Annotated in this window: 14 protein-coding genes and 1 pseudogene; 8 read left to right on the top strand and 7 right to left on the bottom strand. The window is 66.7% G+C overall.

What is annotated here, in order from left to right:
* The 3 genes from WDU93_RS13540 to WDU93_RS13530 all read left to right on the top strand — a co-directional run.
* The coding region (locus tag WDU93_RS13540) for a VOC family protein (protein WP_337321528.1) at positions 1 to 216 on the top strand (216 nt) is incomplete at its 5' end.
* A 39-nt stretch (positions 217 to 255) separates the two neighbouring features.
* A complete protein-coding gene (locus WDU93_RS13535; RefSeq protein WP_337321526.1) occupies positions 256 to 2,610 on the top strand; it encodes an excinuclease ABC subunit UvrA in 2,355 nt (784 codons plus the stop codon).
* 172 nt (positions 2,611 to 2,782) lie between these two features.
* Positions 2,783 to 2,950, top strand: coding sequence for a hypothetical protein (locus WDU93_RS13530; protein ID WP_337321524.1), 168 nt, complete (start codon positions 2,783 to 2,785; stop codon positions 2,948 to 2,950).
* A gap of 85 nt (positions 2,951 to 3,035) precedes the next feature.
* Here the strand turns inward: WDU93_RS13530 and WDU93_RS13525 are convergent, their stop codons facing one another.
* Positions 3,036 to 3,575: an MOSC domain-containing protein gene (locus tag WDU93_RS13525; protein ID WP_337321521.1), complete on the bottom strand. Its 540-nt coding sequence runs from the start codon at positions 3,573 to 3,575 to the stop codon at positions 3,036 to 3,038.
* Between the two features lie 143 nt (positions 3,576 to 3,718).
* Here WDU93_RS13525 and WDU93_RS13520 point away from each other — a divergent pair, with 143 nt between their 5' ends.
* From WDU93_RS13520 to WDU93_RS13505, 4 genes and pseudogenes are all read left to right on the top strand, one after another.
* Positions 3,719 to 4,330, top strand: a complete 612-nt coding sequence (locus WDU93_RS13520) for a hypothetical protein (protein WP_337321519.1) — start codon at positions 3,719 to 3,721, stop codon at positions 4,328 to 4,330.
* On the top strand, positions 4,327 to 4,668 hold the full coding sequence (locus WDU93_RS13515) for a YciI family protein (RefSeq protein ID WP_337321517.1): 342 nt from the start codon (positions 4,327 to 4,329) through the stop codon (positions 4,666 to 4,668). The genes WDU93_RS13520 and WDU93_RS13515 overlap by 4 nt, the downstream gene beginning before the upstream one ends.
* A 109-nt stretch (positions 4,669 to 4,777) precedes the next feature.
* Positions 4,778 to 5,335, top strand: a pseudogene (locus WDU93_RS15250) (low temperature requirement protein A); the annotation flags it as partial.
* Positions 5,336 to 5,417: 82 nt separating this feature from the next.
* Entirely contained in the window at positions 5,418 to 6,107 is a 690-nt protein-coding gene (locus WDU93_RS13505; RefSeq protein WP_337321535.1) for a low temperature requirement protein A, read from the top strand.
* Here the strand turns inward: WDU93_RS13505 and WDU93_RS13500 are convergent, their stop codons facing one another.
* Entirely contained in the window at positions 6,108 to 6,806 is a 699-nt protein-coding gene (locus WDU93_RS13500; protein WP_337321512.1) for a potassium channel family protein, read from the bottom strand. It lies immediately after the preceding gene.
* Positions 6,799 to 8,115, bottom strand: a complete 1,317-nt coding sequence (locus WDU93_RS13495) for a TrkH family potassium uptake protein (protein WP_337321533.1) — start codon at positions 8,113 to 8,115, stop codon at positions 6,799 to 6,801. The genes WDU93_RS13500 and WDU93_RS13495 overlap by 8 nt, the downstream gene beginning before the upstream one ends.
* A gap of 133 nt (positions 8,116 to 8,248) precedes the next feature.
* On the opposite strand from WDU93_RS13495, the gene WDU93_RS13490 reads away from it, so the two are divergent.
* A complete protein-coding gene (locus tag WDU93_RS13490; RefSeq protein WP_337321511.1) occupies positions 8,249 to 9,583 on the top strand; it encodes an MFS transporter in 1,335 nt (444 codons plus the stop codon).
* Between the two features lie 128 nt (positions 9,584 to 9,711).
* Here WDU93_RS13490 and WDU93_RS13485 read toward each other — a convergent pair whose 3' ends face one another.
* From WDU93_RS13485 to WDU93_RS13470, 4 genes are read right to left on the bottom strand one after another with little or no spacing between them, the layout of a single operon-like run.
* Complete coding sequence (locus WDU93_RS13485; protein ID WP_420064134.1) at positions 9,712 to 10,443, bottom strand: formylglycine-generating enzyme family protein; 732 nt, start codon at positions 10,441 to 10,443, stop codon at positions 9,712 to 9,714.
* Positions 10,444 to 10,461: 18 nt separating this feature from the next.
* Positions 10,462 to 11,100, bottom strand: a complete 639-nt coding sequence (gene yczE, locus WDU93_RS13480) for a membrane protein YczE (protein ID WP_337321505.1) — start codon at positions 11,098 to 11,100, stop codon at positions 10,462 to 10,464.
* Positions 11,097 to 11,852 (bottom strand): SGNH/GDSL hydrolase family protein, encoded by a 756-nt coding sequence (locus WDU93_RS13475; RefSeq protein ID WP_337321503.1) that lies wholly within the window; start codon positions 11,850 to 11,852, stop codon positions 11,097 to 11,099. Before WDU93_RS13475 ends, yczE begins: the two co-directional genes overlap by 4 nt.
* Positions 11,853 to 11,883: 31 nt before the next feature.
* Positions 11,884 to 13,236, bottom strand: a complete 1,353-nt coding sequence (locus tag WDU93_RS13470) for an MFS transporter (RefSeq protein WP_337321501.1) — start codon at positions 13,234 to 13,236, stop codon at positions 11,884 to 11,886.
* Between the last annotated feature and the right edge of the window lie 31 nt (positions 13,237 to 13,267).

The following is a 13,267-nucleotide window of genomic DNA, read 5'->3' as shown; positions in this document are numbered from 1 at the left end:
AGTGACGCTGAGCGCGCGACGATCCTCGAGCTGATGGCGAAGGGCAGTTATGGAGGCATCGTGCTCGCCACAGACGATGTCGACGCCGCGTTTGCGACCATCGAGTCGCGTGGAGCCGATATCGTTCAGGAGCCCATCGATCAGCCGTACGGTGTGCGCGATTGCGCCTTCCGTGACCCGGCCGGGAACATGGTGCGTCTGCAGCAGGCCGTCTGAGTCGGCGCGCAGACCGACGAACTGAAGGAGACACCGCCGATGCCCGACCAGCACGCCGCCGACGCCCACGACATCATTCGGGTGCGAGGCGCCCGCGAGAACAACCTCAAAGAGGTTGATGTCGACATCCCCAAGCGGCGCCTGACCGTGTTCACCGGGGTGTCGGGCTCGGGCAAGAGCTCGCTCGTGTTCGACACGGTCGCCGCCGAGTCGCGACGCATGATCGACGAGACCTATAGCGCGTTCGTGCAGGGCTTCATGCCTTCTGTGCCCCGGCCCGACGTCGACGTCCTCGAGGGTCTGACGACCGCGATCATCGTCGACCAGGAACGCCTCGGCGCCAACCCACGGTCCACCGTCGGCACGGTCACCGACGCGAACGCGATGCTGCGCATCCTCTTCTCCAAGCTCGGTCAGCCCTATATCGGCGGTCCCACCGCGTTCTCGTTCAACATCCCCACGCAGAAGGCAAGCGGGGTGATGACGGGGCCGAAGGGCGAGAAGAAGATCGTCAAGGATGCCATCTATCTCGGCGGTATGTGCCCGCGGTGTGAGGGCAGGGGAGTGGTGTCTGACCTCGACCTCTCGCAGGTCATCGACGAGTCGAAGTCGCTGAACGAGGGCGCGATCATGGTGCCCGGGTACACCGCCGACGGCTGGATGGTGAAGGGCTTCTCGGAGTCAGGTTTCTATCCCGGCGACAAGCCGATCTCGTCGTTCACCGAGAAGCAGCGGCAGCTCTTCCTCTATGGCGAGGTGACCAAGGTCAAGATCTCGGGCATCAACATGACCTATGAGGGGCTGATCCCGAAGATCACGAAGTCGATGCTGTCGAAGGACATCGAGGCCCTGCAGCCGCACGTGCGTGCGTTTGTGCAGCGGGTCGCGACGTTCGCGACGTGCCCCGAGTGTGACGGCACGCGCCTCACCGAGGGGGCGCGCTCGTCGAAGATCGACGGCGTGAGCATCGCGGATGCCTGCCGCATGCAGGTGACGGATCTGGCCGAGTGGGTGCGTACGCTCGAGCTGCCCGAGGCGGGTCCTCTGCTGGGCGCCCTGAGCGCCAACCTTGACGCGTTCGTGACGCTGGGCCTGGGTTACCTCAGCCTCGATCGTCCCTCCGGCACTCTGTCCGGCGGTGAGGCCCAGAGGATCAAGATGCTGCGGCACCTGGGCTCCTCACTCACCGACGTGACATATGTGTTCGACGAGCCGACCATCGGGCTGCATCCTCATGACATCCAGCGGATGAACGGGCTGCTGAAGAAGCTGCGCGACAAGGGCAACACCGTGCTCGTCGTCGAGCACAAGCCCGAGACGATCCTCATCGCCGATCACGTGGTCGATCTGGGGCCCGGAGCTGGCCGAGACGGCGGCGAGATCTGTTTCGAAGGCGACGTTGCCGGCCTCAAGGCGAGCGGAACCAACACCGGCAATCATCTGGATGACCGCGCGAGCATCAAACAGGAGGTGCGGACCTCCGCCGGTGCGATCGAGGTGCGGGGGGCATCCGCAAACAATCTGCGCGACGTGGACGTCGACATCCCCACCGGGGTGCTGACGGTGATCACCGGTGTCGCCGGATCGGGCAAGAGTTCGCTGATCCACGGTTCGGTGACGCCGCTGGACGGAGTCGTGGCGATCGATCAGAGCGCGATCAAGGGTTCACGGCGCAGCAACCCGGCGACGTACACGGGCATGCTGGAGCCGATCCGCAAGGCGTTCGCGAAGGCGAACGGCGTGAAGCCGGCGCTCTTCAGCGCGAACTCCGAGGGAGCCTGCCCGACCTGCAAGGGGGCGGGTGTGATCATCACCGAGCTCGGCTTCATGGACACGATCGAGACGCCCTGCGAGGACTGCGGTGGCAAGCGGTTCCAGGCGAGCGTGCTCGAGTACAAGCTCGGTGGGCTCGACATCACCGAAGTGCTCGATCTGCCGGTCGCTCGGGCGCGGGAGTTCTTCGCCGAGGGGGAGGCGAAGATTCCGGCCGTGGTCACGACCCTCAGCAGGCTCGAAGACGTCGGCCTCGGGTATCTGTCACTCGGGCAGCCTCTGTCGACCCTGTCGGGCGGTGAGCGTCAGCGTGTGAAGCTGGCGATCCAGATGGGGGAGAAGGGCGACGTCTACGTGCTCGACGAGCCCACCACGGGTCTGCACCTGGCCGACGTCGAGCGGATCCTCGGACTGCTGGATCGGCTGGTGGATGCCGGGAAGACGGTGATCGTCATCGAGCATCATCAGGCTGTGATGGCGCACGCCGACTGGATCATCGACATCGGCCCCGGCGCCGGACACGACGGCGGACGGGTCGTGTTCGAGGGCACGCCGGCTGATCTGGTGGCTGCCAAGTCGACCCTGACCGGGCAGCACCTCGCGGAGTACGTGGGGGCCTGAGCGTGGTGGCGGGGCAGGAGGAGATCGACCGGCGGATTCAGACGTAGGCCGGGGGAGCGGGTGCGCGCGCGAGCGAAGCTGGGAGTTGGGCCAGTGAGGCGGGGGAGCCGTTGCGGTAGTCGTTTAGTTTGCTAAACTATCTGCACGCGACGATCGTGATGCGCGCAAGCAAGTGCTTCGACTTGCTGAGCGCGGGCGTGCGTACGACGCGAGTGTGCGTGGCTACGAAGCGTTCCTGCTGGAGCGCTACACGTCGCGTCTGAGCGCTGTAGACGTCGATGAGATCGTGGCGGCGCTCACCAAGCTGCGGGATGCATTCGGGCCTGATCCCGCGAGCTGAACCGGATCGTGCGTTATCCGATAATGCACATTATGTCAGTTCGGTTCTAGAACTCTGCACTCGCTCCTCCTCCGTCCCGCGCCGATCACACCCTGGTCAACGGGGACCGCGGTTCAGGAGGCAGGCTCACGGTGATCGTGTCGCCAGCTGTTACGCGCCCGCCGCGAGTGACCATGCCCATGACGCCGGCGAGCCGGACTACGCGACCCTCTCCATCCGTTCGCACCAGCTGTTTGAGTAGGCCGGGCTGAAAATCGTTGATCTGCTGGCACGGATTCCGCAAGCCAGTAACCGTCACCACGGCCGCACCGAAGTCCAGCCGGGCGCCGACAGGCAGGGCGAGCAGATCGATGTCGCGCGTGGTGATGTTCTCCCCCAACTCCCCCGGCGCGACGGGAAATCCATTCTCATGTAGAGCATCAAGCAACTCGCCGTGAATGAGGTGCACCTGCCTCAGATTCGGCTGCGATGGGTCGGCCTCGACCCGCGAACGGTGTTGAACGGTCGCACCACAGTGAGCATCACCCTCAACCCCGAGCCCCTCGAGGAGCGTGATGGACTCGCGCATCCGCTTGCTGAAGCCATGAGACGCGCTGCTGTGGACAGCGACAATCCGAGCCGACATGCCCTCATTGTTCCACGGGACCGACGATCGCTATCAGTGCTCACGCAGCCGCCCGGCCGCATCTATCGTGGACCTCTGCCGCGACATCTGAGGGCGGCTCCCCCCCCCTTGCGCCACAGCAACGATCGTGGTCGCCTGAAGGCATGAGCTTCTTCCCTCCCGACCCTGACATGCCTGAGATCGAGGACGACGAGCCCGTCATCGAACCTCGTTGGCAGGCTCCCGAAGATGAGCTTCCGACTTTGCTGCCGGTGTCGCAGATCATCGCGGCGACCGACTACGTCGCCATCGCACTGGTGGGCGTCTCGGTGTACTCATCCGGCGTCAAGCTGCGTCTGAAGCGGTACCTGCGGCGCCACGACCTTTCGCCGAGGGACTGGAACGAGGTATCGAACCTCTTCATGGAGTACGGCGTGATGGGTGCATCTCCCGATCCCGGCGGACGCCTTCGATTCGGCTTGGTGCTAGCCGACGGCACCAAGATTCTGGCAGACCCCGGGCACGGATTCTTCGGCGCGCAAGAGCCCCACCGGGAAGAGATCACCGTGATGCATCAGCACGGCGGGGGCGGTGGGGGCTCGCGCCAGTACACCCAATCAGACGGACTGTGGCTGTGGCCCACTCCCCCGGACGGGCCGATCGAACTTGTGCTTCAATGGCCGTCACTCGGCATCGCTGAGACGCACATCACAATAGACGGAAGTCGGCTGAGCGCTCTCGCGCAACAGGCCACGCCACTGTGGGAGAAGCCATGATCAAGTACCTGATCTCATTCCCCAGCGGCGCGATGGACGTCACCGACGAAGAGCTGCCGGCCGTCGCCGACGCGGCCCACGCGGTGGTGCAGGAGGCGAAGGATGCCGGCGTCTGGGTGTTCGGTGGAGGCATCGACGAATCCGTCGCGCCGGTGCGAGTGGATGCCGACGGCAACGCGACGCCCGGTACGTATCCCCAGACAGCCCGCATCGAGGGCGGATACTCGGTTCTGGAACTTCCGACCTACGAGGCAGCCGTCGAGTGGGCGGCCAAGATCGCCACGGCCTGCCGCTGTGAGCAGGAACTGCGGGCGTTCATGTACGATCCGGCCAGCTGAGCCGCCGACATCAGCTACGGGCCGGTAGTGCTCGATGCTGCCTCGATGGATGCGGCAGTGAACGCGCTGCGCGACGCGTGGGACACCGACGGTTCATAGTGCGCCGCGCATGCTGCGTCACCGACTACATTTGATCCGACCCACGGGAGATCAGATGTCCACACCCAGCTATTACCGTCACGGGCTCCAGCGCATGACGGGGCGCAATCTCAGCGACTCGCACCGCAGCGCGACGCCGCTCGAACTGCTCTTCGACCTCACCTTCGTCGCCGCCTTCGGCGTCGCAGGCAACGAACTCGCGCACGGCATCGCCGAAGCGCACATCGGCCAGGCGGCCGCCGGCTTCGCGTTCGCGATGTTCGCCATCGTCTGGGCGTGGATCAACTACTCCTGGTTCGCATCCGCATTCGACACCGACGACTGGCTGTTCCGCCTGCTCACGATGTTGCAGATGGTGGGCGTGCTCATCCTCGCCATCGGCCTGCCGGATATGTTCGCGTCGATCTACGAGGGCCACGCAATCGACAATCGCGTGATGGTCGCGGGCTACGCGGTGATGCGTATCGCGATGCTTGCGCAATGGCTACGTGCCGCTCATGGAAATCCGCAATATCGAGAGGTAGCGAAGGCGTACGCCATCCTCGTCGGCCTCGCCCAGGTCGCCTGGGTCGTCATTCTCATCCTGCCCCTCGACCTCGCCGGCTTCGCGATCGCCGCAGCCTTCGCATCGATCCTCGACGTGGGCGCCGATTGTCGCCGAACGCAAGGGCGCGCGCCGGGGCGGTATGACCCCGTGGCACGCGCACCATATCGCCGAGCGCTACGGTCTGCTGGCGATCATCGCCCTTGGCGAGACGGTACTCGGCACCCTTGCCGCCGCACGCGTGCTCACCGACACCGAGGGATGGAGCCTTGCATCGATCATGGTGATCGGGCTTGGCGTGGTCCTCACGTTCGGCCTTTGGTGGTCGTACTTCCTCGTGCCCAGCGCCGAGATCCTGTCGGTGCGACGATCCAAAGCCTTCGTCTGGGGCTACGGACACTTCTTCGTGTTCGGCTCGATCGCCGCCGTCGGGGCGGGACTTCATGTGATCGGCTACGGCTACGACGACCATTACCAAGTGAGCACATTCGTGGCGATCGCCTCGATTGCGATCCCGGTGATCGCCTTCATGCTCTCGCTCTACCTGCTGCACTCCTGGCTGGTGTCGGCGTTCGCCAAGAATGCCTGGTTGCAGACGTCCGCGCTGGTGCTGCCGGCGTTGGCGATGGTTATCGCTGCCGCGGACGCACCCCTGTGGGCGTGTCTGCTGCTTGTCGCCCTCTCCCCCGTGATGGTGGTGCTGTCCTTCGAGCTGGGCGCGTGGCGCACGCTCGATGCGCAGCTGCACCGCGCGGTCACGTCGGCGAAGGCGATGCCGCTGGTCGACGCGAGCTGATCAGCGCAGCTGGGCGAATGCCTCGGCCGTCGCGGTCGGGCCGGCGACAAGAATCGTGTCGCCGTCCTGCAGCACGGTGGTGTTGTCGGCGTTGCGCCAGTCCTCATCACCGTGCTGGTACGCGGCGATCGTGACGCCGTGCGTCGACCGTACGCCGGTCTCGCCCAGGGGGCGACCGTGCAGCATCGCCGGAACGGCGGTCTTCACGAGCGCATACCCGGGAGCGATCTCGATGTAATCCAGCGCGGCACCGCGCACGAGGTGGGCCACGCGGCGCCCCATGTCGTGCTCGGGGTAGATCACGTGGTGCACGCCGAGCTGCTCGAGGATGAGCCCATGGCGCTCGTCGACGGCCTTCGCCCAGATCACCGGAATGTCCATGCTCAGCAGCACCGAGCAGGTGAGGATGGACGCTGACACATCACCGCCAATGGCCACCACCACGCGATCGAACTCGTCGATCGCGAGCTGGCGCAAGGCCTCTTCGCGGGTGGTGTCGGCCCGCACGACCTGTGTGAGCTCGCCGTTGTGCGCCTGCACCAGCGACTCGTCGATGTCGACACCGAGCACCTCCGTGCCGCCGGCCATGAGCTCGGTCGCCAGGGCGCTGCCGAAGCGCCCCAGGCCGAGCACTGCCACCGAGTCCGCCTCGGCGATACGACGCGACGCATCGCGTCCGAAGAACGAGAACTTAGCCAATGGCGGGCCTTTCCTTGGGGAGCTCGTAGAGCACGGGTCGTTCGCGCAGCACGATCGCCGTGCCGAGCGTGAGGGGGCCGAGGCGGCCCAGGAACATCAACAGGACGAGCACGATCTTCGCGGCATCCGGCAGCACCGGGGTGATACCGGTCGAGAGGCCGACCGTGCCGAACGCGGAAACCGCCTCGAACAACACCCGATCCAACGGATGCTCGGTCAGCAGCAGCAGCGCGATGGTGCCGCCGATCACGGCCGCGACGGCGATGAGCACGACGGTGATGGCCTGACGGTGGACGCTGCGGCTGAGGCGCTTGCCGAAGATGTTCACTGCACCCTCACCCCGCAGCTCGGTCAGCATGATGAAGAACAGCACCGCGAAGGTGGTCACCTTGATGCCGCCGGCAGTTCCTGCCGGGCCGCCGCCGATGAACATGAGGATGTCCATCCCGAGCCACGTCGAGGAATGCATGGCGCCGATGTCGAGGGCGTTGAACCCGGCCGTGCGGGTTTGCACCGACTGGAAGAACCCAGCGAGAATCCGTGATGCGGGATCCAGCTGCCCGAGGGTGGCCGGATTGCTCCACTCGATCACCGTGATGTACAGGGTGCCTGCGAGCAGGAGCACGACCGTCGCCCACAGCACGATCTTCGTGTTCATAGTCCAGTGCAGTGGCCGACGGAACTCCTTGCGCAGCTGCATGATGACCGGGAAGCCCAGGCCGCCCAGGATGATCGCCCCCGCGATCGGCAGACAGATCCACGGGTCGGCGACGAACCCCATCAGGTTGTCGGAGTACAGCGCGAAACCGGCGTTGTTGAACGACGACACCGCCAGGAACGAGGCATGCCAGGCCGCTTCGCCGATCTGGTAGCCGTAGCCGAGCAGAAAACGAAGCCAGAGCACCGCGAAGACGATCAGCTCGATCGTGACGGTGATGGCGACGATGCCGCGGATGAGGCCACGCACGTCGGCGAATCCGGTGGCCTTCGCTTCGGAGGCGGCGTTGATGCGCGAGCGTACCGACATCTTGCGCGCCAGCACCAAGCCGATCAGCGAGGCGAAGATCATGATGCCCAGACCGCCCAGCTGGATGAGCAGCATGATGACGACCTGACCGAACGGAGTCCAGTACAGCACGGTGTCGACCGAGGTCAGCCCCGTCACGCACACGGCTGACGTGGCCGTGAAGAGCGCGTCGACGAAGTTCGCGCCGCCCGGACCCTGCTTGGAGATCGGCAGCATGAGAAGTGCTGTGCCGACGGCGATGGCGGCGGCGAAGCCGACCACGACGGCCTGTGACGGATGCATGCCGCCGCGACCGCGGCGGGTGATGCCAGGCGCGCGTGCGCCGGACGAACGGGAGTCCACCGGGCAACTGTACTCCCGCCCGGCCACCCTACGTGTACGCAGCGTCGTCGTGCGAGAGGAGTAGCGTGGAGGGGTGCAGCGCCTCTCCCACTCCCCCGTGTCAGCTCCGGGGTGGCGGGCCTGGTTGATCTGGTCGGTGGGCGTCGCGGCGTACATGCTCGCGGTCACCAACCGCAGCTCGCTGAGCGCCGTCGGCGTGGATGCTGCGGAGCGATTCCATGCGGATGCCTCGACCCTCTCGCTGTTCGCCGTGATCCAGCTCGCCGTCTATGGCGGCATGCAGATTCCGATCGGGGTACTGCTCGATCGCTACGGTGCCCGGCCCATCATCACGATCGGCATGGTGCTCATGGCGGTCGGTCAGCTGACGATGGCGCTCTCCCCCAGCATCGGTATCGCACTCGTCGCGCGCGTGCTGCTCGGCGCCGGCGATGCCGCCGTCTTCCCTGCCGTGCTGCGACTTGTCGCTACTTGGTTTCCCACGCAGCGCGCTCCGGTGATGGTGCAGTTCACTGGCATCCTCGGTCAGATCGGGCAGCTCATCGCCCTCGTGCCGCTGGCCGCACTGCTGCACGCGACCAACTGGACGATCACCTTCGGCAGCATTGCCGGTCTCGGCACGCTGTTCGCCATCCTCGTCTACCTCATCATCCGCAACCACCCGCCTGAGCGGGATGCCGACGTGACGGTCAACACCGACACCGGTGTCGTGCGGGTCGTCACGAGCGCGATCGACACCGGCGTCGGCATCCGCGCCGCGTGGGCGCACCCCGGAACCCGCCTCGCCTTCTGGTCGCACTTCACCACCCCGTTCGCCGGCACGGCGTTCGGGCTGCTCTGGGGCATGCCGTTCCTCACCGCCGGCGAAGGTCTCACGTCGGCCGAAGCCGCGACCATCGTGTCGGTCTACGTGCTCGCGGGCATGGCGTTCGGTCCGGTCATCGGTGGGCTCTCACAGCGCCATCCGACCAAGCGGTCCATGGCTCTCGTGCTGCCGGCCATCGCCGTGCAGATGTTCGCCTGGCTCGCCGTGATCTTCTCCCCGGGTGACACCCCGCTGTGGCTGCTGTACGTGCTCGCCGTTGCGTTGGGTACCGGTGGTCCTGCGTCGATGATTGCGTTCGACCATGCGCGAACCCACAACCCGACCCACCGGCTCAGCACGGCCACCGGCGTCACGAACGCCGGAGGGTTCATCGCGGCGCTGATCGCCATCTTCCTCATCGGCCTTGCCCTCGACCTGCAGGGTGCGGGTACGCCCGACACTTACAACCTCGATGCGTTCCGCATCGCCTTCCTCACGCAGGTGCCGCTGTGGCTGCTCGGATCCACGTTCATCATCATCGAGCGCAAGCGCACCCGCATCCGGATGGGGCTCGATCCCGAGCGACGCCGGCGCGGGCGCTGACCCTTCGACAGGGCTCAGGGACCGCCCTTCGACAGGCTCGGGGACCGCCCTTCGACGGGGCTCAGGGACCGCCCTTCGACGGGGCTCAGGGACCGCCCTTCGACGGGGCTCAAGAACCGCCGGGCGGCTCAGCGACCGCGAGGAGTCCACCCGAGTGGCCGGACGCTGCCGCGTGCGCCCCGCTCGAGGTCGGCGCGGGCCGACCAGCCCTGCGCGGCATCCACGGCATCGAACCCTCCGCGCGCGAGCCGCATGCCGACGTCGTCGTGATGCATCCGCGGCGCCCCACCGCGCCGCACCGACGCCCGCACACTCCAGGCATCGTCGGCGAAGCCGCCGCCGCGGAAGACCCGGTACTCGTCGTAGCGTTCGGGGTCGAGCAGGTCCCAGCACCACTCCCACACATTGCCGAGCGTGTCGAAGAGGCCATGAAGATTCGGCATCCGCCCACCCACGTCCTGCGGAGTGCGCACGCCGTCGAGCGCCGTCCAGGCGATATCGGGCAGCGGGCCGTACTGCGGCGCGGTCGACCCGGCCCGGCAGGCGAACTCCCACTCCGCCTCCGTCGGCAGTCGGAATCCGTCGCTGTCGACGTGCCAGGTCACCTCTTCGCCGTCGAAGGAGTATGCAGGGTCGAGCCCTTCCCACTCCGAGGCAGCGTTGCAGAACCGGATGGCACGTAACCAGCTGAGGTCTGCCGCGGGGCGGCGGGGATGCTGCGATGGCACTCCCAACACTTCAGCGAACTGCTCTTCGGTGACCAGGTACACCCCGATCTCGAACGGCTCAAGCCGAACCGATCGGTGCTCCTCGCGGCGCGCGTCGTGCAGCGTGACAGTGCCGCCGGGGATCGACCGCATCTCCCACAGATCCACGCGTCACTCCCCCGCGGGCGGATCGTGCCGTGGCTCGCCGCCACCGCTGCGCACGGCGAACACGCGCAGGAAGAACTGGCACAGCGGCCCGACCAGCAAGGCGAAGGCCACCGTGCCGACGCCGACATTGCCGCCGAGGATCCATCCGACGATGACGACCGTCACCTCGATCGCGGTGCGGACGAGCCAGATCGGCCGGCCCGTGCGCTGATGCAGGCCCGTCATCAGGCCATCGCGTGGGCCGGGGCCGAAGTTCGCCCCGATGTACAGTCCTGTCGCCGCGGCGAGGGTGACCAGTCCGATCACGAAGAAGAGCACCTTCAGCCACAGCATCTCGGGCGATGGCAGCAGCCAGAATCCGACGTCGGCCGAGGGCCCGACCAGCAGCGCATTAAGGATCGTTCCGATGCCCAGTCGCTGCCGCAGCGGGATCCACAGCAGCAACACGATGACGCTCACGCAAATGGTGATGAGGCCGAAGCTCAGGGGCACGTGATTGGCGATGCCCTGAGTCAACACATCCCATGGCGCCGCGCCGATCGCCCCGCGCACCATGAAGGCGATGCCGATGCCGTAGAGGAACAGTCCGACGAGCAGTTGCGCGATGCGTCGTGGCAGGCGACGCCCCGCGAGCGGCGTCACTGCGGCGACCGATCCACCCAGGTCGGGTACTTCGGCAGGCGGCCGTCACCCGACGAGGTGCGTGTCACGCGTCGGCGCACCCAGGGGCCCACGAACTCGCGGTAGTACGCCAGGCCCGAGGGTCCGGTCGGCAGATCATGCGCGGGCGCCCACCACGATGCGGGGGGCTCGAACCCCAGGGAGTGCAACACGCGTGCAGCGACGCGGTGGTGGCCGTTGGCGTTCATGTGCAGCCGGTCTTCAGACCAGTACGGTGGCGACGACAACTCGGTGTCGGGCCAGTTCAGGGCGCGGATGACATCGGGACGGTCGGCAATACGCCGCACGACGGCGGCGCTCAGCTCGTCACCACGACGCTGCACCATCTTGCCCATCGGCAACTGGGCGCTGGGGTTCGCGCCGGAGAGCACGATGAGCGTCACGCCCTCCTCATCACAGCGGCGAAGCACGCGAGTGAACGCGTCGGCGATGTGCTCGATGTCGCCCCGCGGTCGCAACATGTCGTTGCCTCCCCCGTTGAACGACAGGTGCGTCGGGCGCAGCGCGAGGGCAGGTTCCAGCTGCTGCTCGACGATCGGCCACGCCAGCTTTCCGCGGATCGCGAGGTTCGCATACTGGATCGTCTCGCCCGTGGCATCCGCCCAACCTTGTGCGGTGATGTCCGCCCAACCGCGCACGCGACCATCGGGCAACTCATCGCCCACCCCTTCGGTGAAGGAGTCGCCGATCGCCACGAAACGCACTGCTGCCATGGAATCAAGCCTATTCCTGTGCTGAGGGTGATCAGCGATCGTCGAGCGCCTCGCCTCGCCGGTCGACCAGGCCCCACGCGGCCCCTGCGGCCACGACGAAGAAGACCGCGAGTACGACGAAGGTCAGCGGAGCGCCGCCCGCCCCGAGCAGCACGGGTACGAGCAGGGGCGCGATGATCGAGGCGATGCGACCGACGCCGGCCGCCCATCCCGTGCCCGTCGCCCGCAGCGAGGTCGGGTAGATCTCGGGGGTGACCGCGTAGAGGGCTCCCCAGGCGCCGAGGTTGAAGAACGACAGCGCCATTCCGCTCGCGATCACTGCACCGTCTCCGGTCGCCGTGCCGAAGGAGATGGCCGACACGGCCGACCCGACGAGGAACACCGACAGAGTCAGTCGCCGACCCCAGACCTCGATCAGCCACGCGGCCACCGCGTAGCCGGGCAGCTGGGCGAGCGTGATCAGCAGGGTGAATCCGAACGACTTCACGAGGTCGTAGCCGGCGGCGACCAGGATGCTGGGAATCCAGATGAACGCTCCGTAGTACGAGAAGTTCACACAGAACCAGACCAGCCAGATACAGGCCGTGCGCACGCGGAACTCAGCCGCCCACAGTGCACGCACCCGTCCCGATGACGTGCGGGTCAAGGTCTCGCGCACACCCTCCTTGTGGATCGCGGGACTGTTCACCAAGCCGGCGGATGCCTCGAAAGACTCAACGATCCGCTCGGCCTTGGCGATGCGTCCCCGCGACGCCAGCCACCGCGGCGACTCGGGCAGTCCCCAGCGCACGACGAGCGCGTACACGGCGGGGACCGCGCCGAGGGCGAAGGCCCAGCGCCAGCCATCCGCGGAGGTCGGGATGACGAAGTATCCGATCAGCGCGGCAGCCGTCCAGCCCACCGCCCAGAACGCCTCGAGGATCACGATCAGGCGCCCGCGGATGCGGGCAGGAGCGAACTCGCTGACATACGTCGAGGCGACGGGAAGTTCGGCACCGAGGCCAAGTCCAACGAAGAAGCGCAGCACCAGAAGCATGGCGAGACCGCCGACCAGCGCGCTCGCTCCGGTCGCCACCCCGTACACCAGCAGGGTCAGGGCGAACACCTGGCGGCGTCCCAGCCTGTCGGCGAGTAGGCCACCGAGCGCCGCGCCGACCGCCATTCCGACGAAGCCGATCGAGGCGATCCAGCCACGCTCCCCCGGAGTCAACGACCACTGCTCTGCGAGCACCGCGATAATGAACGAGATCAGCCCGACATCCATCGCATCCAGCGCCCAGCCGACACCGGAGCCGGTGAGCACACGCAGATGCCGGCGGGTGAACGGTAGGGCGTCCATACGCGCGGCGAGGGATCGGCGGCTCGGCAGAGCGGTCTCGGGCATCCTCACATCGTAGGGCCGCCCGAGACCGCGC

Source organism: Microbacterium istanbulense, assembly GCF_037204145.1.
Taxonomy (GTDB): Bacteria; Actinomycetota; Actinomycetes; order Actinomycetales; family Microbacteriaceae; genus Microbacterium; species Microbacterium istanbulense.
This window is presented reverse-complemented; position numbering and strand designations above follow the sequence as displayed.

Coding starts and splice junctions, on each gene's coding strand:
- WDU93_RS13535 (WP_337321526.1), top strand. CDS start 256: ATGCCCGACCAGCACGCCGCCGACGCCCACGACATCATTCGGGTGCGA.
- WDU93_RS13525 (WP_337321521.1), bottom strand. CDS start 3,575: ATGTCGGCTCGGATTGTCGCTGTCCACAGCAGCGCGTCTCATGGCTTC.
- WDU93_RS13520 (WP_337321519.1), top strand. CDS start 3,719: ATGAGCTTCTTCCCTCCCGACCCTGACATGCCTGAGATCGAGGACGAC.
- WDU93_RS13515 (WP_337321517.1), top strand. CDS start 4,327: ATGATCAAGTACCTGATCTCATTCCCCAGCGGCGCGATGGACGTCACC.
- WDU93_RS13495 (WP_337321533.1), bottom strand. CDS start 8,115: ATGCATCCGTCACAGGCCGTCGTGGTCGGCTTCGCCGCCGCCATCGCC.
- WDU93_RS13485 (WP_420064134.1), bottom strand. CDS start 10,443: ATGCGGTCGATCCCCGGCGGCACTGTCACGCTGCACGACGCGCGCCGC.
- WDU93_RS13475 (WP_337321503.1), bottom strand. CDS start 11,852: ATGGCAGCAGTGCGTTTCGTGGCGATCGGCGACTCCTTCACCGAAGGG.
- WDU93_RS13470 (WP_337321501.1), bottom strand. CDS start 13,236: ATGCCCGAGACCGCTCTGCCGAGCCGCCGATCCCTCGCCGCGCGTATG.